22 protein-coding genes are annotated in these 20,511 nt (G+C 54.5%); 10 read left to right on the forward strand and 12 right to left on the reverse strand.

The annotated features are described in order from the left end of the window. Positions 1 to 22: 22 nt before the first annotated feature. Together EM595_RS18870 and EM595_RS18875 are read right to left on the reverse strand one after the other, a co-directional pair. On the reverse strand, positions 23 to 1,114 hold the full coding sequence (locus EM595_RS18870) for an ABC transporter ATP-binding protein (RefSeq protein ID WP_067436492.1): 1,092 nt from the start codon (positions 1,112 to 1,114) through the stop codon (positions 23 to 25). A gap of 11 nt (positions 1,115 to 1,125) precedes the next feature. Further along, on the reverse strand, positions 1,126 to 1,728 hold the full coding sequence (locus tag EM595_RS18875) for a GNAT family N-acetyltransferase (protein ID WP_067436495.1): 603 nt from the start codon (positions 1,726 to 1,728) through the stop codon (positions 1,126 to 1,128). Positions 1,729 to 2,263: 535 nt separating this feature from the next. Here EM595_RS18875 and EM595_RS18880 point away from each other — a divergent pair. The 3 genes from EM595_RS18880 to EM595_RS18890 are packed head-to-tail and all read left to right on the forward strand — an operon-like array spanning position 2,264 to position 5,313. Then, the gene (locus tag EM595_RS18880) at positions 2,264 to 3,577 is read left to right on the forward strand and encodes an extracellular solute-binding protein (RefSeq protein ID WP_157883950.1); all 1,314 of its coding nucleotides are present in this window, start codon (positions 2,264 to 2,266) and stop codon (positions 3,575 to 3,577) included. A gap of 48 nt (positions 3,578 to 3,625) precedes the next feature. Next, positions 3,626 to 4,498: a carbohydrate ABC transporter permease gene (locus tag EM595_RS18885; RefSeq protein ID WP_067436501.1), complete on the forward strand. Its 873-nt coding sequence runs from the start codon at positions 3,626 to 3,628 to the stop codon at positions 4,496 to 4,498. Further along, the gene (locus EM595_RS18890; protein ID WP_067436504.1) at positions 4,498 to 5,313 is read left to right on the forward strand and encodes a carbohydrate ABC transporter permease; all 816 of its coding nucleotides are present in this window, start codon (positions 4,498 to 4,500) and stop codon (positions 5,311 to 5,313) included. Before EM595_RS18885 ends, EM595_RS18890 begins: the two co-directional genes overlap by 1 nt. Before the next feature lie 3 nt (positions 5,314 to 5,316). Here EM595_RS18890 and EM595_RS18895 read toward each other — a convergent pair whose 3' ends face one another. Next, complete coding sequence (locus EM595_RS18895; protein WP_067436507.1) at positions 5,317 to 6,474, reverse strand: MFS transporter; 1,158 nt, start codon at positions 6,472 to 6,474, stop codon at positions 5,317 to 5,319. A 138-nt stretch (positions 6,475 to 6,612) separates the two neighbouring features. Here EM595_RS18895 and EM595_RS18900 point away from each other — a divergent pair, with 138 nt between their 5' ends. Further along, complete coding sequence (locus tag EM595_RS18900) at positions 6,613 to 7,113, forward strand: MarR family winged helix-turn-helix transcriptional regulator (RefSeq protein WP_067436510.1); 501 nt, start codon at positions 6,613 to 6,615, stop codon at positions 7,111 to 7,113. A gap of 5 nt (positions 7,114 to 7,118) precedes the next feature. Here the strand turns inward: EM595_RS18900 and EM595_RS18905 are convergent, their stop codons facing one another. The 3 genes from EM595_RS18905 to EM595_RS18915 form a co-directional block, all read right to left on the reverse strand. Beyond that, positions 7,119 to 7,427, reverse strand: coding sequence for a hypothetical protein (locus tag EM595_RS18905; protein WP_067436513.1), 309 nt, complete (start codon positions 7,425 to 7,427; stop codon positions 7,119 to 7,121). A 134-nt stretch (positions 7,428 to 7,561) separates the two neighbouring features. Beyond that, a complete protein-coding gene (locus tag EM595_RS18910) occupies positions 7,562 to 9,109 on the reverse strand; it encodes a methyl-accepting chemotaxis protein (protein WP_067436516.1) in 1,548 nt (515 codons plus the stop codon). Between the two features lie 104 nt (positions 9,110 to 9,213). Then, entirely contained in the window at positions 9,214 to 10,740 is a 1,527-nt protein-coding gene (locus EM595_RS18915) for an FAD-binding domain-containing protein (protein ID WP_067436519.1), read from the reverse strand. A gap of 353 nt (positions 10,741 to 11,093) precedes the next feature. Between EM595_RS18915 and EM595_RS18920 the strand changes: the two genes are divergently transcribed. Further along, the gene (locus tag EM595_RS18920; protein WP_067436521.1) at positions 11,094 to 11,957 is read left to right on the forward strand and encodes a helix-turn-helix domain-containing protein; all 864 of its coding nucleotides are present in this window, start codon (positions 11,094 to 11,096) and stop codon (positions 11,955 to 11,957) included. 5 nt (positions 11,958 to 11,962) lie between these two features. Here the strand turns inward: EM595_RS18920 and EM595_RS18925 are convergent, their stop codons facing one another. Further along, on the reverse strand, positions 11,963 to 12,718 hold the full coding sequence (locus tag EM595_RS18925; RefSeq protein WP_067436524.1) for a DeoR/GlpR family DNA-binding transcription regulator: 756 nt from the start codon (positions 12,716 to 12,718) through the stop codon (positions 11,963 to 11,965). An 82-nt stretch (positions 12,719 to 12,800) separates the two neighbouring features. Between EM595_RS18925 and EM595_RS18930 the strand changes: the two genes are divergently transcribed. Both EM595_RS18930 and EM595_RS18935 read left to right on the forward strand, forming a co-directional pair. Continuing rightward, on the forward strand, positions 12,801 to 13,415 hold the full coding sequence (locus EM595_RS18930) for an NUDIX domain-containing protein (RefSeq protein ID WP_067436526.1): 615 nt from the start codon (positions 12,801 to 12,803) through the stop codon (positions 13,413 to 13,415). Further along, positions 13,394 to 13,759 (forward strand): DUF4406 domain-containing protein, encoded by a 366-nt coding sequence (locus EM595_RS18935; protein WP_067436528.1) that lies wholly within the window; start codon positions 13,394 to 13,396, stop codon positions 13,757 to 13,759. The genes EM595_RS18930 and EM595_RS18935 overlap by 22 nt, the downstream gene beginning before the upstream one ends. A gap of 281 nt (positions 13,760 to 14,040) precedes the next feature. On the opposite strand, the gene EM595_RS21205 is transcribed toward EM595_RS18935, so the two are convergent. Continuing rightward, positions 14,041 to 14,199, reverse strand: a complete 159-nt coding sequence (locus EM595_RS21205; RefSeq protein WP_157883938.1) for a hypothetical protein — start codon at positions 14,197 to 14,199, stop codon at positions 14,041 to 14,043. 11 nt (positions 14,200 to 14,210) lie between these two features. Further along, the gene (locus tag EM595_RS18940) at positions 14,211 to 14,564 is read right to left on the reverse strand and encodes a nuclear transport factor 2 family protein (protein WP_067436531.1); all 354 of its coding nucleotides are present in this window, start codon (positions 14,562 to 14,564) and stop codon (positions 14,211 to 14,213) included. A gap of 86 nt (positions 14,565 to 14,650) precedes the next feature. Between EM595_RS18940 and EM595_RS18945 the strand changes: the two genes are divergently transcribed. Beyond that, the gene (locus EM595_RS18945) at positions 14,651 to 15,109 is read left to right on the forward strand and encodes a GNAT family N-acetyltransferase (protein ID WP_067436534.1); all 459 of its coding nucleotides are present in this window, start codon (positions 14,651 to 14,653) and stop codon (positions 15,107 to 15,109) included. On the opposite strand, the gene EM595_RS18950 is transcribed toward EM595_RS18945, so the two are convergent. Then, complete coding sequence (locus tag EM595_RS18950; protein WP_067436537.1) at positions 15,106 to 15,636, reverse strand: GNAT family N-acetyltransferase; 531 nt, start codon at positions 15,634 to 15,636, stop codon at positions 15,106 to 15,108. The genes EM595_RS18945 and EM595_RS18950 overlap by 4 nt on opposite strands. Positions 15,637 to 15,737: 101 nt before the next feature. Here EM595_RS18950 and EM595_RS18955 point away from each other — a divergent pair, with 101 nt between their 5' ends. Continuing rightward, the gene (locus tag EM595_RS18955; RefSeq protein ID WP_067436540.1) at positions 15,738 to 16,538 is read left to right on the forward strand and encodes an arylamine N-acetyltransferase family protein; all 801 of its coding nucleotides are present in this window, start codon (positions 15,738 to 15,740) and stop codon (positions 16,536 to 16,538) included. Between the two features lie 169 nt (positions 16,539 to 16,707). On the opposite strand, the gene cspE is transcribed toward EM595_RS18955, so the two are convergent. Together cspE and EM595_RS18965 are read right to left on the reverse strand one after the other, a co-directional pair. Then, complete coding sequence (gene cspE, locus EM595_RS18960; RefSeq protein WP_067436543.1) at positions 16,708 to 16,920, reverse strand: transcription antiterminator/RNA stability regulator CspE; 213 nt, start codon at positions 16,918 to 16,920, stop codon at positions 16,708 to 16,710. A gap of 376 nt (positions 16,921 to 17,296) precedes the next feature. Further along, positions 17,297 to 17,518: a hypothetical protein gene (locus EM595_RS18965; protein ID WP_067436546.1), complete on the reverse strand. Its 222-nt coding sequence runs from the start codon at positions 17,516 to 17,518 to the stop codon at positions 17,297 to 17,299. Between the two features lie 588 nt (positions 17,519 to 18,106). On the opposite strand from EM595_RS18965, the gene mqo reads away from it, so the two are divergent. Beyond that, positions 18,107 to 19,762, forward strand: a complete 1,656-nt coding sequence (gene mqo / locus EM595_RS18970) for a malate dehydrogenase (quinone) (RefSeq protein WP_067436549.1) — start codon at positions 18,107 to 18,109, stop codon at positions 19,760 to 19,762. The last annotated feature ends 749 nt before the right edge of the window (positions 19,763 to 20,511 follow it).

Raw genomic sequence — 20,511 nt, forward strand, 5'->3', positions numbered from 1 at the left:
CCGCCCCGCTTCTGTTCTGCGTTTAACGCAACCGCTGACCCTGCTGATCAAACAGCAGGCAACTGGCGGGATCGATCGCCCAGCTCACCCGATCGCCCAGCTCAGCAGCGCTCTCCTCACGGCACTCAATGGTCAGTAACGCCTCGCGGCCAATATCCAGATAGAGATAGTTGGTATGGCCCAGCTTTTCCATAAATGACAGGGTGGCGCTGAATTGCAGCAACGAATTCGCCTGCGTGGCGGGCAGGAAATGCTCTGGACGAATGCCTAGCTGAACCTGTTGCCCTTCCTGGCACGGCGCCGCAATCGGCAGCACCACATCGGCAATGTTGAGTTCCGGCAGCCGCAGCTGAACTTCGCCTGGCCGCACCGCAGCGATCTCTGCCTGTAAAAAGTTAATGCGCGGCGAACCGATAAAACCGGCCACGAACAGGTTATCGGGATCGCGGTAGAGATCGAGCGGCGCGCCCACCTGTTCAATGCGTCCCTGACGTAGCACCACGATGCGGTCCGCCAGCGTCATCGCCTCCAGCTGATCGTGCGTGACATAAATCATGGTGTTACCCAGCGAGGCGTGCAGACGGGCAATCTCAATGCGCATCTGCAAACGCAGCTCGGCATCGAGATTCGACAGCGGTTCATCGAACAGAAAGATACGTGGATGGCGGATAATGGCGCGCCCGATGGCCACGCGCTGACGCTGACCGCCGGAAAGCGCGCGCGGCAGGCGATCAAGCAGTTCGGTGAGATGCAGCTTATCTGCGGTCGCCTGAATGGCCGCCGTCACTTCTGCCCTGGGCCGTTTTGCCACTTCCAGCGGATAGGCAAGATTGGCGCGCACCGTCATATTGGGATAGAGCGCGTAAGACTGGAACACCATGGCGATGCCGCGTTCGGTGGCGGGCTTGTGCGTCATGTCCTGCTCATCAATCAGCAGCTTGCCGCCGCTGATCTCCTCCAGACCGGCAATCATGCGCAGCAGCGTCGATTTCCCGCAGCCCGATGGCCCGACAAATACCACAAACTCACCGCTGTTGATCTCCAGATCGATGCCATCAATCACCTGAATGTGTTCATAGGACTTCTTAACCTTTTGGAGTCGCAGGCTGGTCATGACTTACCTCATCAGAGTTGCTGGGCCATATAAATGGCGTTGCTGCGGACGACGTGCTCGAAGCCAAGCCGTTGATAAAATGCGCAAACCTGCTCGTTTTGCAGGCTGACGCCAAGATAAACCCCGGAAACGCCCGCCTGGCGCAGCGCGGCAAGTTCCGTTTCAATCAACCGCCTGCCCCAGCCGCCTTTTTGCGCTACCGGCAGCAGGTTGATATGCAGGTGCGCTGGCCAGCGTGAGGTCAGGCTGGTCGCTGCCCTTTCCGGCTGGTGAACATAAGCGAGGATTTTATCGTCCAGCGGCGCTTCGGCCGTGCGGTCGCGCCAGGCGGCCTGCCACTGGGGCCACCACTGTTGTTCGAGCTGCGTTTCAAAGGTTTCGGTATCAGGCGTTGCCACCACATAACCGACAACCTCGCCCTGGCTTTCCAGCACAAAAGCGAACGCTGGCGCAAAACGCAGGTAGGGAATGACAAAGCGTTGACCGGGATAGTGCGCATCGGAATAGAGCGCCGTGGCATCGCTACCGGCATTGGCGGTTTGCAGACAAATTTGATACAGCGCGGCCTCATCCTGCGGCTGCGCCTGGCGAATTACTGCATCATCCAGGATCATGGCGGGTTCTCTTGAGCAGAATATGAACATCCTCACGGTAGTGAAAGCTGACTTAGTTTTCAAGAAAGAATAATTAATCGATAGCGCAAAGTGTGACCTGCCATAGCAAGTTGCTATTACCCATGGCTTCCGCCGCTGATCAACACCGCCCCGCACGGCGTCTGCTGCCGTGGCCCGTGCATGCCGTACCACCGTACCCCGCGCGATAATAACTTTTTCATATGGTTAAGCCACGTTTACTGCGGCTTAACCGCTATTAAACGGAGGGATTGCGTTCCCATTAGCGCTGCAAATTCATCCAGTTAAGCTGCTTTTTCCCGGCAGAGCAAAATCAGACGGCACGCTTTTTGAGCAGGATCGCAAAGCCAGAAAATGCCCGTCGCCCTGTTTGACTTTCTTTTTCACATAAAGTAAGTATTGATGATGCAGCACAGAACAGGGCAACCGGCGGGATGCGGGGTTGTAATGAGGAAAGGATGCGCCTTCTCGTTGGGAGAATCAGGGCACTATGATCAACGTACTCAGCACGTCTGCAATGACCCGCACCACGGCTCGCCGTCTCACTCAGCTGGTTAGCGCCGCCTTGTTGGCTGGCGCCTGCGCCACCTCCGCCAGCGCGGTGACCCTGTCAGAATGGGATATTTACAACTATCCTGGCCAGACCGAAGCCGTCGATGACGGCATCAAGGAATTTTCCAGCCAGAATCCTGGCATCACCATTCAGCGTTCGGTTCACTCGTTCGACGATACGCGTATTCCGCTCAAGCTGGCGCTCTCTGGCGGCGACGGTCCGCAGATTGCTCAGGTTAATCAGGGCGGCGGCGATATGGGATCGCTGGTGAAAGACAAGCTGTTGCAGCCGCTGGACAGCTATGCGCAACAGTACGGCTGGACCACCCGCTTTCCCGATTCGATCCTGAAGCGTAACCGCTGGTCAGATAAGCTCGATTTCGGCAGCGGCAAACTGTATGGCGTCGCCAGCCTCGGCGAAATGGTCGGGCTTTATTACAACAAAGCGCTGCTGGATAAGGCGGGCATCGCCGTGCCGAAAACCTTGTCAGAGCTGGAAAGCGCCATGGCGAAGCTCAAGGATCAGGGCGTGGCGCCGCTGATGATGGGCCTGCTCGATGGCAGCATGGGTCAGCAGGTGCTGGGCAGCGTCTGGCAGGCGCAGATCGACAGCGGCGATCGCAAGAAGCTTGATGACCTGATTTATGACATCGGCGGCAGCTTCAAAGATGAGAAGCTGATCAAGGCGGCGGGCATGATGCAGGCGTGGAACAAAAAAGGGTATCTGTTCCCCGGCTATCAGGGCATTGGCAAAGACGATGCCGCCACGCTGTTCCAGAATGGTCAGGCGGCCTTTCTGATCAGCGGCACCTGGTATCTCAGCCAGTTTAAGCAGAATAAAGATATCCACTTTGCTGCCATGCCTGCGGCGGACGGCGTCGCGCATCCGCTGGGCGTCGGCGGCACCGACTTGGCCTTTTCCGTCACCAGCACGGCAAAAACCCAGGAACAGCGCGATGCTGGCGCAAAATTCATTAACTATATGGTCTCCGACAGCATGGCCAACCGCTGGCTGCAGGTCGGCTTCCTGCCGGCCACCGCCAGCAAAAACGTGACAATTCCGGCGGATAATCCGCTGCTGGGTGAAGCTTATCAGGTGTGGCTGGCGCTCAATCAGTATGACGGCCTTGGGCATTACACCGACTGGGCGACGCCAACCATGCTGGCGGAACTCAATCAGGGCGTTCAGTTGCTGATGGCCGACCGGCTGACGCCCCAGCAGTTGGCTACTAATCTGGACGATAACTATCAGCGTTACCTGAAAACCCTGAAACATTAATGTTGACCCGTCACGCTGAGGTGGCGGGTGATTTTGCAGGTGAACCCCATGTTGAATCTGAGCAGCTGGCGCAACTTTCTTTACGTTCTGCCCGCGATGGCGATTTACGCCCTGTTTCTGCTTTTCCCGCTGCTGGCGTCGCTGGGCATCAGTTTTACCGACTGGGACGGCACCTCTCTGCCGGTCTACAACGGCGTAGCGAATTTTATGCGCATGTTCAGCGATCCGGTGTTCTGGATAGCGCTCGGCAACAACGTCATGTTGATGCTGTTCTATACGCTGTTCCCGATTCTGGTCGGCCTGACGCTGTGCAGCTTTCTGTATGAAACGCGCAATCAAACGGAACGCAGCACCCTGCGGGTGCTGTTTTTCCTGCCTTATATTATGCCGATGGCGGTGCTGGGCGTGGTCTGGCGCTGGCTCTACAATCCGGCGTTTGGGCCGATCGATCAGCTGCTGCGCGCGATCGGTTTACCGCATCTGGCGCTCTCCTGGCTGGGCGATTTTACCTGGGCGCTGCCGGCGGTGGGCTTTGTCGCCACCTGGTATTTCTTCGGTTTCTGTCTGGTGCTGTTTATGGCCGGGTTACAGCGCATGGACCCGTCGCTGCTGGAAGCGGCCGAGCTGGATGGCTCGTCGCGTCGACAGAAGTTTTTGCGCATTACTCTGCCTTCACTGCGCCCGGAGATCCGCATTGCGCTGCTGATGACGGTGATTGCCAGCCTCAAAGCGTTTGACCTGGTCTATGTGATGACCCAGGGCGGACCGGGTACCAGCACCATGGTGACCAACATCTTTATGTATAAGCAGGGCTTTGATCTGCACAACTTTGGTTACGCTTCCGCCGTGGCGGTATTCAGCATGATCATTGTGTTAGTGATAAATGGCCTGATTCACTTTGCCATTCGGGAGCGTAACTGATGCGAGGCACGCCACTTTTTCCGCGGGCGATGATTTGGCTGATCGCCCTGATGACCATCCTGCCCTTTTTGATGGCGCTGATGACCTCGTTCAAAACGCAGATGGAGCTGTTTCAGGGCGTATTTACCCTGCCCTCCTCGCTGAACTTCAGTAACTACGTCACCGCGTGGCATCAGGGGCACTTCAACACCTACTTTATGAACTCGGTGATCGTGGTGTTTCCGGTAGTGATATGCAGCATTGTGCTCGGCATTCTCGCCGGGTTTGGCTTCGGCATGCTGAAGATTCCGGGCAAAAAGCTGCTGGCCGCGCTGCTGGCACTCGGTATGGTTTTGCCCAGCGAAGCCTTTATCATTCCGCTCTATCACGAGCTGCGCTGGATGGGGCTGACGAATACCTATCTGGCGCTGATTCTGCCGCAGATCGCGCTGTCACTGCCTTTTACCACCTTGATGATTGCCACCGCGTTTCAGCAGATCCCCAAAGAGCTGATTGAAGCCTCGGTGATGGACGGCGCATCGCGGGCGAAGATTTTGTGGGGCATTCTGGTGCCCGCCATCTGGCCGACGCTGTCGACGCTGGCGCTGCTGCTGTTTATCTGGACGTGGAATGAGTTCCTGATCCCGCTGATTCTGGTTAATAAAGATGAACTGCGCACCCTGCCGATCGGCATGATGTTTTTCCAGAATAAAAACACCATCGATATTCCGGTGCTGATGGCGGGTGCGATGATCGTGATTTTACCGCTGTTGGCTATCTTCCTGGTGTTCCAGCGCAAATTTATCAGCGGCGTTACCGAGGGCGCGGTGAAGTAAGCCTTATTGCCTCGCGTTCAACGGCCTGAAACGCGTGGCAATGATCAGCAGTACGATCACGCCCGCGCTCATGATTAGCCAGGCGACGTTAAGCGAGTCAGCACGATCGCGCACCACACCCGCGATAACCGGCATGGTGGCGGCAATCAGATAGCCGCCGCCCTGCACCCTGGCGAGCAGCTTGCCCGCTTCCGCTGCCGTCGCGGCATGATCCAGGGTAACGGTCAGTGAAAGCGGAAACAGCGCGCCAATTCCCAGCCCCAACAGCAGCGTGGAGATCACCGGCATCTCGCCCGGCCAGCCAATCAGGCAGATCAACCCAGCCAGCAGTAACAGCAGCACCAGCATTAACAGCGGTCGCCGATCGCTGAAGCGGTGCACCAACAGCGAAACCATAAATCCAGCGGCCACTTCGGTCAGTGTCAATCCCGCCAGCAGATATCCGCTGCTGCGTGCGCTCCAGCCTGCGGCAATATAGAGCGCCGGAAGCCAGGCCAGTACCAGCGTATAGGCTGCCGTGCCGATACCGAAAAAGATCAGCAGCAGCCAGGCGCGTTGGGTGGTGCGTAGGACAACGGCTGCGGCAGTCGGCGCGACGGTCTGTTGTGCAATGCCCGTCAGCCAGATGCCCAATGCGATGATCGCTGGCAGCGCCGCCGCTGCGAGAGTGAAATGAATGCCCACTGTCTCCGCAGCCGGGGCAGCACTGGCCGCGGCCAGCGCCGCGCCCGCCATAATGCCGGTGGAAAACAGCGACATCAACGTGCCCGCTGAGCGGGCGTAATCTCGTTTAATCATGGTCGGGATCAGCGCCTGTATCATGCCAATACCGGCGCCCGCCAGCAGCGCAGTGGCGATCAGCCAGAGGGCATTGAGGCTGAAGACCCTTAGCGCTGCTGCCAGCGCCAGAATAAACAGCCCGATAGCGATGCCGCGCCACGCGCCGGTGTGCCTGAGCAGCGTTGGTCCAGCCAGCGCTGCCAGCCCCATCATCGCCACCGGTAACGTGGTGAGCAGGCTGAACTGGGTGGCCGACAGCCCGGCGGTGCTCTGCAGCAAAGGAAAAAGCGGGCCTACCGCCGCCAACACCGGGCGCAGATTCAGCCCGACAAGGAAGGTAATTAATGCGAACATTACGCCAGCGGGCAACAGAGCTTTCATCATCGGTTCCTTAACAGGGATAGGTTCAGCGCAGCCGTCACCACTGCGCCATCTATCTTAACGTTAAGATATAAAGGTTATAATGAAAAGCCGCAGCGCACCTGCGGACACAAACCCACAGAATAAACAGGGAATAACATGCAGGATCATATCGATTTCGTTGTCGATCAGTGGCGATCGGCCATGCCGGAACTGGATGCCTCATCCATGGCGATTTTTGGCCGCATGCTGCGGCTGATGAAACATCTGGCCAAAGCGCGTGCCGTCGCGCTGGAACCCTTTGGCTTTCATGAAGGTGAATTTGACGTGCTGGCGACGCTGCGGCGCGCAGGAAAGCCTTATCGACTCTCCCCGACACAGCTCTATACCTCGCTGCTGGTGACGTCCGGTGCCATGACCAACCGGCTGAATCGTCTGGCTAATGAAGGCATGATTGAACGACTGGCCGATCCTCAGGATGGCCGAAGTATGCTGGTGGGGTTAACCCGACGCGGCGTGGAGACGATTGAGCAGGCGGTGCACGTGCATACCGAGACGCAAAATGCGCTGTTGCAGGGGCTGGATAGCGAGCAGCAAAAACAGCTCAGCGAGCTGCTTAAGGCATTACTGGTGACGCATCCGGGTGAAGCGACGGGCTGAACGAATCAGCGTTTTTTGTAGCGGTTAACCGAGGCGGTCCAGCTGAAGTCGCTGACTTCACTGGCGGCAAGCGAAGCGGGTTTCTTTTTACGCACGGGCTTTTTGGCCGCCAGCGCCTTCTCTTTCTCTTTTTCCAGCTTGATAGCCATCACGGTGTGTCGCGCTTCGGTGGTCAGCTCTTTCTCTTTTTTAGCATCCGGTTGTTTGCCGGTGCGCTGCACGAACTTCTGCATCAGCGCGTTGAACGCTTCATCCACAGCCACGCGCTCATCAGCGGTAAACTGGTCGATTGAAATCATTTTCTTGTCGTTCATAGCATCTGCCTGATAGTGAATACACGCCATCAGCTTAGAGTAAGCGCGACCGACAGAACACAAGAACTTGCATCCCGGCCAACATATCGCGCCTGGCCCACAAACGGCAATGCTCTCAGGCCAGGCGCGACAGGCTATTCGGTAGCCAGACGGAAGGTGGAAACGGAATGGGTCAGATGCTGCACCTGCTCTTCCAGCGACGCCGACGCTGCGGCAGACTGCTGAACCAGCGCGGAGTTTTGCTGAGTGACGCTGTCCATCTCGGTCACCGCCTGTTCGATTTGGCCGATGCCACGGCTCTGCTCATCAGACGCGGTAGAAATATGCGACATCAGCACATCAACCTGACTGACCGAGGCGATGATCGCGCCAATCGCCTCTTCGGTCCGGGAAACCTGATCGGACCCGGCGCGAATGTTATTCACCGATTCTGCAATCAGACTTTCAATCTCTTTCGCCGCCACTGCGCTGCGCTGCGCCAGGTTGCGCACTTCACCGGCTACCACAGCAAATCCGCGGCCCTGCTCGCCTGCACGCGCCGCTTCCACCGCGGCGTTGAGCGCCAGAATATTAGTCTGGAACGCAATGCTGTTAATCACGCCGGTAATGTCTTCGATTTTCTTCGAGCTGCTGTTGATCAGCCCCATGGTGACGATCACTTCCTGCGACACCTGCTCGCCGGTTTTCGCGTTCTTCACCGCTTCGCTGGTCAGGCGGCTCGCCTCAAAGACGTTTTCCGTGTTCTGTTTCACCGTTGCGCCCAACTGCTCCATACTGGCCGCCGTTTCGGTCAGCGCCGCCGCCTGCTGCTCGGTGCGTGAGGCGAGATCGACGTTGCCGAGGGCAATTTCCTGCGAGGCGCCGGCAACGGTATGCGTGGCGTTACGCACCTGAGAAATGATATTGGTCAGCGAACAGCGCATCTCTTCCAGCGTGCGCATCAGCGCCTGAATCTCGCTGCGCGACGACGCATTGACCGGCACCGGCGTTGCCAGCATGCCCTGCGCGATCTGCGCGCAGTGCTCACGGGCGCTGTCCAGCGGCACCAGCACAAAGCGGCGCAGGAAGATCAGCACCGCGCCAATCATCAGTAAAAACACCACGCCGAAGGCGACGATCAGCCCGATACCAAAACGAAAGTGGCTTTGCGCATCCTGATTTAATGCTTTGGCATAGGCTTCATGTTGCGCCAGTACCTGATCCAGCACCTGCTCATACTGATGATCCAGTTTGATCACCGTGGGCAGCTGCGCGTTAAAGCGCGCCGCATCGTTGGCCGTGGCCGCATCAATCAGCGGCTGAATCCCCTGCTCGCGGTACGCCTGGTAGGTATCGCGATAGCGATCGGCCATCGGGGCTTCATCTGCCAGCCGCGGTGCCGACTGATAGGCGTTAAACGCCGCATCTGCCTTGCCGAGAATCACCTTGATATTACTGAGATCCTGTGCGGACGGCAGCGCGCCCGGTGCTTGCTGCGCGGTCATGTATTCCATTAAGCGCACGCGCAGGGTGCGGCTGTGGTTAATGGGATCGATGATCGACAGCACCACACGAATCTCTTTATTCACTGCATCCAGTGAATGATTACTGCGGGTCAGCAGCCAGACGTTGGTCACCATGCTGGCAAAAAATAGAATAAACAGAAACAGCAGAACCAACAGCGAGGACTTTTTCAGCGACATGTTTTTACTCTCAAATGAGACGGCTATCCTGAGAATATCGGCATGGCGGGAAAAAGGTTTATGGTGGCAAGGCGGTTATCTGTTCAGCGGGGAAAAGCGCAGGGCTAAAACAGGTCGAGCTGGCCGGAGGCTTTCGCCGCGCGCTTTTTCGGTTTCTTCACGCCGGTCCTCACTGGCGCTTTGGTGCTGGCGCGTTCGCGAACCGGCCTGTCTGGCTGAATACCGTGCGCCAGCCGCAGCGCCGCCACCTCCGCTTTGGCTTGGCGGTGAGCCTGCGCAAAGTCCACCAGCGGCAGCGGATAGCCATATTGATCGGTCCAGCCCGCCTGTTTGCGCAGGTTGGCGGACATCAGCCAGGGTTCAAAAATCCACGCATCGCTGACGTTACGTAACTCCGGCACCCATTCACGCACAAACCGGGCATCGGGATCGAGATTGCGCGCCTGAGTCACCGGATTGTAAATACGCAGCACGGTATGCGCTGAGGTGCCGCTCTGCATATGGATTTGCGGATAGTGAATGCCCGGCTCAAAGTCGACAAACTGCCGTGCCAGCCATTCCGCCACCGGCCTGCCCGGCAGGGAGAGCGACCAGGCTGCGGCGGAAACTAACATGGCGCGCATGCGAAAGTTTATCCAGCCGTGATGGTGCAGGTAGCGCATGCAGGCATCGACCAGCGGCCAGCCGGTTCGGCCCTGTTGCCAGGCTTCAAAACGTGCCCGATCATAGGGTCGGTTCAGTGCGCCCATCTGCGGCACCACCGCGTTGTGCTCAATGTCAGGGCGATCCTCCAGCTTTTGCATAAAGTAGCAGTGCCATTCGAGCCGCGTTGCGAAAGCCGCAAGGCTCCGGCTCCATTTTGCCGAGGCCGCATGCTCGCGCGCCTGCTGAGTCCCCTGCACAATTTCCCGCAGGCTTAACGTGCCGTAAGCGATGTGCGGGCTAAGCCGTGAGCAGCTTGCTTCAGCGGTGATCGGCGAACTGATCGAGCCGCTGTAGCTTTCGCCGCGGCGATGCAGAAAGTCGTGCAGAATAGCCAGACCCGCATGGCGTCCGCCGTGCTGCCGGCCGTCGCAGCGATCGTCTTCGTCGCAGACGTTTTCTGGCCACTGCGTCGGCTCCAGCCCGCTATGGTCATCTACAAAATGGGCATGTTCGTAAACCGGAAACAGCGGGCGCGCCGCCCAGCGCTGCCAGTGCGCCTTGAAACGCTCGCGACGACGTGAAACCGGACGGCACACGCCGTTCTGCGCATATTCCTGCCAGATGCAGCCTTCGCGACGGCACCAGGCGGCTACCGCCAGATCGCGTTGATAAGTCCAGAGATTGCCGGTCTCTTCATGGCTGTGCAGGGTAAATACGCCGTGACGTTGTTTCAGGCCAATCAGCGCATCGGTGACGTCGCCGGACACGACCTGTAATCTGCCCCCCATATCGACCAGCTGCTGCGACAGATCCGCCAAGGATTCACGCACAAAGCGCCACTGTCGATTGCTGGTGTCGGTCAGCGCCCAGTATTCCGGTTCAATGACATAGAGGCAGAGCACCGGCCCGCCGCGACAGGCACGAAACAGCGCTTCATGATCGTACGTGCGCAGATCGCGCTTGAACCACACCACCTGCAAACTCATCAGGGCTCCTGTTTTTCTCTGCGTCATTATCCGATTTACGATAATAACTGCGGCTGCCTCAGTTGATATTAGTGCAGAAAGAAAATCGCTGTGAAATTAATAAATAAGCGGCAAACCGCGGCGTCGTTAACCCCGTACGCGGTTATGTTTTCACTTTACATTCAGCAAGTTGAAAATAATGCATTTTCATCGGCAAAGATTGGTAGTTTGTTATTTTTGCTATATATTTTCTGCTGGAATGCCGCAGGAAAGGTGAACGTGCTTATTGCCCACAACCCTTTCATTAATACAATAAATTTAATGCGCATTTCAGAATGTTTTTATTATTTCAGCGAATAACCCCAGGATGAATAATGAAAAGCTTTACGCGCGATCTTATCGTCTGGATTGAGCAGAATCTGGATAAAAAAATTATGCTGGATGAGGTGGCCAGCAAAGCGGGCTACAGCAAATGGTATTTGCAGCGGCTTTTCCTGCAGGAAACCGGCATTAATCTCGCCACCTACATTCGTCAGCGCCGCCTGTCAGAATCGGCCATCCTGTTGAAAATGACCGATATGCCGGTGATCGATGCAGCTGAACGTTTCGGATTTAGCAATCAGCAAACCTATACCCGCACCTTTGGCCGCCATTTCAGCATGCCACCGGGACAGTATCGTGTCTCCCGCGACTGGCATTTCGGCGGCTTGCAGCCGAGCCTTAACGACAACTGTGACAGCCTGCCGCAGCCGGAAGTGGTTTCCCTGACGCTGCCTCCGCTGCAGGGCATTACCTTCAGCTATATTTGCCCCAGTGAAACGCTGGGCAACCCGGAATTTCATGCTCAGCATCTGCAGCGCGCTCTGCAAAGTGCCGAGAGTCAGCTGCTGGGGAAAAAGCCACGTTACATCGCCGAGCGCTATGAACCGGCCGGGATGACCGACAGCATCCGGTTTGTGCTGACGTTTTACTGCGACACCGACGGCGAAGCGCAACGGCAGGAAACGCCGGTTGATGGCCGATTCCTGCGTTTTCGCTTCGACGGTAATATTAACGAAATGGTAGCAATGCAGGCTGATATCTATCGGCATATTCTGCCCGGCCGTGCCGAAGCGCGCCGCGACGGCTCCGACATTTTTAGCCTTGATGCGCAGCAGGGAGAGAGCCTTGATACGGCAACCTTCAGCGGCTATTACCACTTGCCGGTTACCCACGAACAGACGCTAGCCGCCGACTAATGACTTCAGGCTTTAATGACGCTCAGGCCTGCTGCGGCGAAGGGTTTCAGCACCTGTTCAGAGGTATCGGCTGCGACCACCAGCGTATTCACCATGCTGATGTCGCCGATGACCCACGCTGAGGCGCTGTTGAGCTTCTCCGCTGACGCCAGCACTACGGTTTCAGCTGCCCGGGCAGACAACGCTCGCTTGATACACGACTCCGCATAGTCGCCGGTGCTTAATCCCGCTTCCACATGAATGCCGGTTACGCCCATAAAGAAAATATCGGCACGAATATGCGCGATGCTTTCCATCGCCGCGGCACCTACCGCCACCAGCGAATGTTTATAGAGCTGGCCGCCAATAATGATCACCTCGATTAACGGATAATCTGCCAGCCCAAGCGCCACACTGGGGCTGTGCGTGACCACGGTAAAACGCAGATTCCGGGGAAAAAAGGTGATCAGCTCGGCGGTAGTGGTGCCGCCATCAATGATCACCACCTGCCCTTCGGCGATCAGTTCGGCCCCTTTTTTAGCGATGATGCGCTTGGCATCCAGCTGCACGTTTTTGCGTTCCGAAAAGGTCACCACGGCCGCTGAGGCAGGCAAGGCACCGCCGTGCACCCGCTGCAGTAATCCTTCCGCCGACAGCTCGCGCAAATCCCGCCGTACGGTATCTTCCGAAACGTCAAACTCTTCGCTGAGCTGTCGTGATAGCACCTGGCCCGCTGCGGCCAGCTTGTCGAGGATGAGCTTCTTACGTTGCGACGTTAGCATAGTCATTTCCTTTGCACGATATTGCTTGTGTCTGCACGTTTATGCGCACTATGATGCAAATTCTACGGATTAAGGAGGCCTTATGCAATCTGAACGTGCAAAAGTACGCATGATAAAAAGTGAAGTGTTATCCGACGACTGGTATTCGTTAAAGAAATATACCTTCGATTATCCGCGCCGGGACGGTGAATGGCAGCGTCAAAGCCGCGAAGTCTACGATCGTGGTAACGGTGCGGCCATCCTGCTCTACAACCTTGCCCGACAAACGCTGATTCTCACCCGACAGTTTCGCTGTCCCCTGTGGGTCAATGGCCATTCTGGCTTGCTGCTGGAGGTGCCCGCCGGCCTGCTGGATAACGAAGCGCCGGAAGTGCGCATCAAAGCCGAAGCGGAGGAAGAGACCGGTTATCGCATCGAACAGATACAAAAAGTGTTTGAGGCGTTTATGAGTCCCGGCTCGGTAACGGAAAAGCTGCATTTCTTTATCGCGGAATATGACGCCAGCCTTCGCGCCGGAAGCGGCGGCGGCATCCGTGACGAAGGAGAAGATATCGAAGTGGTGGAAATGGCCTGGGCTGACGCGCTCAACGCCATTGAGAACGGTGAAATCACCGATGCAAAAACCATCATGCTCATTCAATACGTTGCCCTGAAAGGCATCATGCGAGGTTCATCATGCACGCACAGCTCATTCTGATTGCCGGTCCTTATCGCAGTGGCACGCAGGGCGATCCTGTATTAATCCAGCAAAATTTAGCCCGCCTGGAAGCGGCCGCCCTGCAGGTTTATCAGGCGGGCCATGTGCCGGTGATTGGCGAATGGCTGGCGCTGCCGCTGGCTCACGCCGCCGGTTCTCAGCGCCTGGATGATGAGATTGCCGAGTCGATGCTTTATCCGGTTGCTCATCGCCTGATTAGCCGATGCGATGCGATTTTTCGTATCGCGGGCGCATCGAAAGGTGCCGATATGGATATCGAAGTGGCAAAACAACGGGGCCTGAGGATTTATACCGTTATCGAACAGATTGATATCGTCAGCTAACTGCCGCTGGCTGAACTGAAGAAGGCTTCGAGCCTTGTCAGCGCCAGCATCTACACGCTGTATCCCGATAAGCGCAGCCTGTTTCTCGCGGCGCTTCAGCAATATATGGAGGCAGGGCTGACACGCTTGCAACAGCGCGAGGCCTCGCTTTCTCCTGAAGCGACCGGGCAATCTTATCAGCAATGCTTTCCGCCGCAGGCGCTGCGCATCTGCTCGCCAGCTGCAGACATCTGGCCCTTAAGCTGATGCTGAGCACAGCCGTTGATGGTATGTGCGGCGAATTAATTTGTCAGAGGCGACAATGATGCGCAGAGCGACTTCAGGTCGATCGCCCTCTCGCCTTGCCACAGCGTGATTCCCTGGGTTCGCTTCAGCCATGCTGCTTCAAAGGTCGCTTCTTTACCGGAAATAACGGTGAAGCGGTATACCGCAATAAACATTTCCTTCTGGTTCAGCATTCCGCAGCGGGCGTGCCCTGATGAAAAAAGAGCTGCCAGCGTGAGGCGTCATTCATGACCCAGTATGAAGTGCGTAACGTGCTGCGCGTTCCGTCCTGATTATCGGAGCGGTAATGCAGCAGCGCGTGACTCGGCGCCACTGTCACCAGCTGATAATCAGTGCCAGCGATCGGTTGATGTACCGGGTCATTAATCAGCGCACTTAGCGTCTCGGCGCGGCTTACCGCGGTGCCAGAACGGGTAATTTCGTGAAAATCAGCATGCAGAATCGCGTCAAGCCAGCCAGCATCTTTGCGCTTTTCAGCATGCAGCGAGCGTTCCAGTGCAATCAGGGTTTCTAACAGCATGATGTTATCTCGGAGGCATTTTGCTGATGGGGTCAGTGCGATTATAGTGTGCACAGAGACTTTTTTGCGTAGAGCTGAGTGCGGTAATGATCACGATAGAAAAATCCGATCCGACATCGGCGGAATCGCAGCGGCTTATCGCACAGCTCTCTGCGGTGTTAGCCGCCATTACCGGCGATGAGGGCAAAGGCCATTTCTCTTCCGATACGCTGAGTGCGACGCGCGCGTTATGGGCGCTGGCTCGCAATCATCACGGCGTCGCCATTGGCTGTGGTGCGATCAGGCCGCTTTCGGCATCCACCGCTGAAGTAAAAAGGGTCTTTTCCACAGGAGAAATCCCCGGCACCGGCGCAGCGCTGATGCGCTTCCTCGAAAAGAATGCCCTGCTGCTGGGCTATCGCGATATCTGGCTGGCGACCCGCCTTACTAACAGCGGCGCCGTGGCGTTTTACCGCCGTCAGGGCTATAACATCATCGATAATTATGGCGATTATGTTGGCCGTGAGGAGACGATCTGTCTGGCAAAGCGGCTCGATCCTCGCTAACAAGCGTTGTTCCTCACAGATCCATTGCCATAATGCAGACGACAGCTTTGCTGTGAAGCGGTGCTGAACATCACCTCACGGATCGTCTTCATGCCCCGGGCGGCATAAAACTGCTGTGCTCGCCGGTTCTGCTGCAAGACTTCCAGCCATAACACGGGCCGCTGTTGCTCGCGTGCCAGCGTAACAACCTGGTCAAACATCTGTTTACCGCTGCCGCTTCCCGTTTCAGCTGGATGCAGATAAAGTTTATTCAACATCACACCCGAGAGATCGCTGTTCGGTATTTCGGCGGACCAGGTGACTTTTGCAAAGCCCACCGGATGGGCATTTTCCGCTATCCACCAGCTGACATTATCGTCAGAAAGGCTGGATTCCAGCTGTGCAAGACCATAATCCGCTGCCAAAAAGGCATCCAGCTCGCTGGCTGATTGCCAAAGATGGGCGAAGTGAGCGCGATAAATCTCAGCACCCAGCCGATGTAATACGCTTTTGTCTTGCTGGTCAGCCTTGCGAATCGTGAGTGTCATGATATTCCCTGAAATTTTCCGTTCATTACCTTAGCGCACGCATGGAAAAATGCTGACTGAAAAGGGTTTTATCATAGCGTTTTGGCTACAGGTTAACGCTCATGCATGCTCAATCCGCGCTTCAACGTTTTTGCGACACTTTTTCTTTTACGCCAGACATGTCTGCCAACCTTCCTGCATTGCAGGCGTTGCAGCAGTTCTATGTTCAACATCTGCCGTTTGAGAATATCGACGTCTTACTCGGCAAGCCGATCAGCATCGAGCCTGCGGATGTTGTTGAAAAGCTGCTGATTAAACGGCGTGGCGGCTACTGTTTTGAGCACAATACGCTGTTCAGGCTGCTGCTCGAAGCGATGGGCTTTAACGTTTCCACCCATCTGGCAAGAGTGGTGTGGGGCGCAGCGGAGAACGCGGCATCACCTGAAACGCATATGGTGTTGCTGGCGGAACTGCAAGGCAGGCACTATCTTACTGATGTCGGTTTTGGTGGCGTCAGCCTTACCCGGCCGCTGTTGCTTGAACCGGGAGAACAGCACGGTTTTATGCTGAAACAAGACGATAGTGGCGACTGGTTGCTGGCGGCTAACCTGAACGATAAGGCGCATCCGATGTATCGCTTCCATCAGCGCGCGTGCGAAGCAGTGGATATTGTGGTTGCCAACCATTTTGTATCGACCTGGCCACAATCACATTTTCGTCATCATCTGCTGATGGCGAGAATCATAGATGGCGTTCAGGTAAATATGTCTGATTGGCGCCAGACCACGCATGGCGAAACGCGCAGAGAAATGCACGTGCAGAACTTTGCCGAATTTTGTTCACAGGTTAAAGCTCTTTTCACCGATGAACAGGCCATCTCTGAGGCTGAACTGGAGGTGATTTATCGCAGGGTCGGTCAGTGAAGGTCAGGCGGATAGCGAGCGGCGGGCAAAATCAGAAGGTTAAGATCAACATGCGGCGGTAAACAGCCGTTCGACAAAACAAAAAACCCGCACGAGGCGGGTTTTATCACTTATATCGTTGCTTATCTGCTCAGGCTAGGCCGTTATCACAGATACAGCGGTCGATATATTAGATAGCTTTAACGTTTGCAGCTGATGGGCCTTTAGCGCCCTTCTCGATGGTGAAGGTCACGGTCTGGCCTTCGTCGAGAGTTTTGTAATCATCGCTCTGGATTGCAGAGAAATGTACGAATACATCTTTGCTGCCGTCCTGAGGAGTGATAAAGCCAAAACCTTTACCAGCATCAAACCATTTTACTGTACCAGTCATTGTATCAGACATGTGATATTTCCTTTATTTATGAGCCACTTAAAGCGGCGAAAGATGGCCTGTATCGCAGAGAGAAACTTACTTGGCACTTAGGAGGAGGCTCACGAAGAAGGATATCAAAGGATAACACTTGAGCTGAGGACTGCTTTACTAAAACTGCGTTCATAAGGTCTGTGTTCCAAACCGATAGAGCTATTAAGCCACGGTCGGACTTACTACGCAATGTTTATTTCAACTTAATAATAATACGGACGGTTTTGTTCTGCTGTGCACGACGACAATGCTGACAGGTCTATAGAGGGAACTGCATGAAACAGATGGCAGCTCAGACCAGAGCGGATTGGGTTGACCGAAAAGAGACAACCTGAAAATTTTCGGCCAACATCTCTTACTCTGCTCTACCGGTTTTCACCGCCTGCCAGAGCTGAGCGCGAATGCGCTTCTGCTCAACGGGATCGGCTTCTGATTCCAGCGTTTGCATCAGTGCAAGGATTTCAATCTCCAGCTCTCGCTGCCTGGTCGGCTGCTCTGCCACCTCGTTCATGGCGGGTCTTGCGGGAAACGTCAGGACATTGCTGCCCGATGCTGACTCTTTCTTCTGCGCTACCATAGTGCCTCCTTCTTTACGTGTTTGATCTCAGTTCAGCCTGTAACGCTGGGCGATCGGGCTGTAATGAAGATGAAACGTGGTGGATGTAAGAGAAGAAGCCTGGTTGAAACAGGTGAATAAGCAAGCGGTGAGATGACGGTGTTTTTTTAACCCCAGCGACAGCTGGACCTGAAAAGCGGTAAGCCGATAATTCGCATAATATTTAACATTAATTTAATATTTTATTTTCATTTCTCTTCTGACCCCTATTGGCTTGTTTAACGCAAAATAGTCTCACTCTTAATCAGATGATGCTGCTTTGTATATTCACTCCGCGATTGTTACGGCCAAAACGATATAAATTACCTTCAAGAGCAATGCTAAATCGTGGTCATAAATTTGACTTATCAAGCTTAAAATTGAATCAACCTTGTTAACATTATAAATAACAGGGTTTTTAATAACTAAAATAATAACAGTTACTTACCCCTTATTTTTCATCTGTGAACACAAGGTCACTGAAATGTGAGTAAATATGATTTTAAATTGTTAACAATTGCGATAAAATAAATTTTCATTATTCAATAATTGTTTATCAAAGCTGCTTACATGTCTCAAACTCCTAAGAAATTTGTTCCCGTTATTTCCCTTCTGGCTATGCTCTGTTCTACCGCTCATGCTGAAAACGCAACGGAGAAAACCGATGTGTTACTGATCGGCGGCGGTATTATGAGTGCATCTTTAGGTACTTTACTGCAGGAACTTCAGCCCGACTGGAAACAGTTAATGGTTGAGAAACTTGACGGCGTGGCACTGGAATCTTCTAACGGCTGGAACAACGCCGGTACAGGTCACTCAGCCAACATGGAACTGAACTACACGCCACAGCGTGCCGATGGTTCGATTGACGTCAGCAAAGCGCTGGAGATCAACGAAGCCTTTATGATCTCTCGCCAGTTCTGGTCATCTCAGGTTAAGCGCGGCGTGCTGGATAATCCGCACTCGTTCATTAACTCCACACCGCACATGAGCTTTGTCTGGGGCGACACCAACGTCGATTACCTGACCAAGCGTTATGAAGCGCTGCAACACACGACCCTGTTCCAGGGTATGCAATTTTCTACCGATCAGAATCAGATCAAAAAATGGGCGCCGCTGATCATTGAAGGTCGCGATCCTAATCAGAAAGTGGCAGCAACCTGGACGCCGGTGGGTACTGACGTTAACTACGGTGAAATCACGCGCCAGCTGGTTGGCAGCCTGAAGAAGAAAGATAACTTCACGCTGGAAACCTCAACGGAAGCCACTGCATTTAAACGCAATGCCGATAATTCATGGCATGTCACCGTGACCGACGTGAAAAGCGGTAAAGAGCACAATATTGATGCGAAATACGTCTTTATTGGTGCTGGCGGCGGCGCACTAAAACTGCTGCAGAAAACTGGCATTCCTGAAGCAGATAACTATGCAGGTTTTCCGGTAGGCGGATCTTTCCTGGTAAGCGAAAATCCAGAGATCGCCAAAATGCACGGCGAGAAAGTGTATGGTCAGGCTTCGGTAGGTGCACCGCCGATGTCTGTACCGCATCTTGATGCGCGTTTCCTTGATGGAAAACGCGTGGTGCTGTTTGGACCTTTCGCCACTTTCTCTACCAAGTTCCTGAAGCACGGTTCTTTCATGGATCTGCTTGGCACCACCACCACTAAAAACGTCATTCCTATGACCGATGTGGGTCTGGATAACTTTGATCTGGTGAAATACCTGATCGGCCAGGTGATGTTAAGTGATGACGATCGTTTTGCTGCGCTGAAAGAGTACTATCCTTCTGCACGTAAAGAAGACTGGAAATTGATCCAGGCGGGGCAGCGTGTACAGATCATCAAGAAAGACGCTGAGAAAGGTGGCGTGCTGAAACTGGGAACTGAAATTGTGACCGATCAGCAGAAAACGCTGGCTGCACTGTTAGGCGCATCGCCTGGTGCATCTACTGCGGCACCCATCTCTATCAATGTGATGAAGAAGCTGTTCCCTGAACAGTTCAACTCGCCTGAATGGCAGAGCAAAATCCGTACGATTGTGCCGAGCTATGGTGAAACGCTGAACGGTAATACTGCGCTGACGCAGAAAGTATGGGACGAGACGGCAGCTACGCTGCAGCTCACCAAACCACCGGTCATTAATATGAAAGATGGTGCGCCTGTTCCGGCAGCTGAGCCTAAGAAAAAAGAAGCCACTAACAGCCCACAGCACGATATGGCGCTGTAATAGGCCTGATGTATCAAACTGCCCTCGCCTTGTGCGGGGGCTTTTTTTTGGCCCCCGGCAAAAATAAGTGAATTTACTCATTGTTATGCTGAGTTGCTTGCAGCAGGGATCCACAGCGAAAACAGCAGAAAGTTATCCACAGAAAATGGGGATAGGCTGTGTATGAAAAAGTATAAAACTGAATTTTCTCTGGTTAAGCGAATAGGGCTGAGAAAAATGAGCACGCTAAGTGTTTAAAAGTCATGCCGTTGACCGCTTGGTTTTTGGCTGGCTGACTATTTTTTACGCTTTTGGTGGCAAACTGATGACAATCTGCTGCTGTTTGCGCTGAAACAAAGTGTATGGCTGAAAAATCCATCCTTACCCTCCAGAAAAGCCATGATCTGCACATATTCTGTTTTATTGCTAAAAGCCCGCGCTTGCTGCCTTTTGAGCAATGTTGAGCAAAACGTTACTCCTAACATCAAAACGCGCTTTGCAGCTCAGTGTGTTCCTTACAGAGCCTCTCTTTACCCTCTTCTGGCCCATGACGATCTTGATCGGAGGCATTCATTAATGCGTCGTAGGATTTGGCTCGATCCTTTTCTAAGATCGTAATGCGATCGCCACTATGATCCTGTGTTGCATCTCTGCAATCGCTCGTAGAAGGGTCTGCTTATTACTGTCAATGTTGGGTGGTTTTTTAAACAGATTGCTACATTAGCTTATGCCGCAGTATGTATCCGTAGCGCTCGCCGCAAGCGCCTGAG

The organism is Duffyella gerundensis, from assembly GCF_001517405.1.
Classification (GTDB): domain Bacteria; phylum Pseudomonadota; class Gammaproteobacteria; order Enterobacterales; family Enterobacteriaceae; genus Duffyella; species Duffyella gerundensis.

What these genes read in the sequence shown, in the direction of transcription:
- EM595_RS18965 (WP_067436546.1), bottom strand. Translation starts at nt 17,518, where the DNA reads ATGGTAGCGCAGAAGAAAGAGTCAGCATCGGGCAGCAATGTCCTGACG.
- EM595_RS18930 (WP_067436526.1), top strand. Translation starts at nt 12,801, where the DNA reads ATGCAATCTGAACGTGCAAAAGTACGCATGATAAAAAGTGAAGTGTTA.
- EM595_RS18915 (WP_067436519.1), bottom strand. Translation starts at nt 10,740, where the DNA reads ATGAGTTTGCAGGTGGTGTGGTTCAAGCGCGATCTGCGCACGTACGAT.
- EM595_RS18955 (WP_067436540.1), top strand. Translation starts at nt 15,738, where the DNA reads ATGCATGCTCAATCCGCGCTTCAACGTTTTTGCGACACTTTTTCTTTT.
- EM595_RS18880 (WP_157883950.1), top strand. Translation starts at nt 2,264, where the DNA reads ATGACCCGCACCACGGCTCGCCGTCTCACTCAGCTGGTTAGCGCCGCC.
- EM595_RS18905 (WP_067436513.1), bottom strand. Translation starts at nt 7,427, where the DNA reads ATGAACGACAAGAAAATGATTTCAATCGACCAGTTTACCGCTGATGAG.
- EM595_RS18895 (WP_067436507.1), bottom strand. Translation starts at nt 6,474, where the DNA reads ATGAAAGCTCTGTTGCCCGCTGGCGTAATGTTCGCATTAATTACCTTC.
- EM595_RS18940 (WP_067436531.1), bottom strand. Translation starts at nt 14,564, where the DNA reads ATGCTGTTAGAAACCCTGATTGCACTGGAACGCTCGCTGCATGCTGAA.
- EM595_RS18875 (WP_067436495.1), bottom strand. Translation starts at nt 1,728, where the DNA reads ATGATCCTGGATGATGCAGTAATTCGCCAGGCGCAGCCGCAGGATGAG.
- EM595_RS18935 (WP_067436528.1), top strand. Translation starts at nt 13,394, where the DNA reads ATGCACGCACAGCTCATTCTGATTGCCGGTCCTTATCGCAGTGGCACG.
- EM595_RS18910 (WP_067436516.1), bottom strand. Translation starts at nt 9,109, where the DNA reads ATGTCGCTGAAAAAGTCCTCGCTGTTGGTTCTGCTGTTTCTGTTTATT.
- mqo (WP_067436549.1), top strand. Translation starts at nt 18,107, where the DNA reads ATGTCTCAAACTCCTAAGAAATTTGTTCCCGTTATTTCCCTTCTGGCT.
- EM595_RS18900 (WP_067436510.1), top strand. Translation starts at nt 6,613, where the DNA reads ATGCAGGATCATATCGATTTCGTTGTCGATCAGTGGCGATCGGCCATG.
- EM595_RS18870 (WP_067436492.1), bottom strand. Translation starts at nt 1,114, where the DNA reads ATGACCAGCCTGCGACTCCAAAAGGTTAAGAAGTCCTATGAACACATT.
- EM595_RS18885 (WP_067436501.1), top strand. Translation starts at nt 3,626, where the DNA reads ATGTTGAATCTGAGCAGCTGGCGCAACTTTCTTTACGTTCTGCCCGCG.
- EM595_RS21205 (WP_157883938.1), bottom strand. Translation starts at nt 14,199, where the DNA reads ATGTTTATTGCGGTATACCGCTTCACCGTTATTTCCGGTAAAGAAGCG.
- EM595_RS18950 (WP_067436537.1), bottom strand. Translation starts at nt 15,636, where the DNA reads ATGACACTCACGATTCGCAAGGCTGACCAGCAAGACAAAAGCGTATTA.
- EM595_RS18920 (WP_067436521.1), top strand. Translation starts at nt 11,094, where the DNA reads ATGAAAAGCTTTACGCGCGATCTTATCGTCTGGATTGAGCAGAATCTG.
- EM595_RS18925 (WP_067436524.1), bottom strand. Translation starts at nt 12,718, where the DNA reads ATGCTAACGTCGCAACGTAAGAAGCTCATCCTCGACAAGCTGGCCGCA.
- cspE (WP_067436543.1), bottom strand. Translation starts at nt 16,920, where the DNA reads ATGTCTGATACAATGACTGGTACAGTAAAATGGTTTGATGCTGGTAAA.
- EM595_RS18945 (WP_067436534.1), top strand. Translation starts at nt 14,651, where the DNA reads ATGATCACGATAGAAAAATCCGATCCGACATCGGCGGAATCGCAGCGG.
- EM595_RS18890 (WP_067436504.1), top strand. Translation starts at nt 4,498, where the DNA reads ATGCGAGGCACGCCACTTTTTCCGCGGGCGATGATTTGGCTGATCGCC.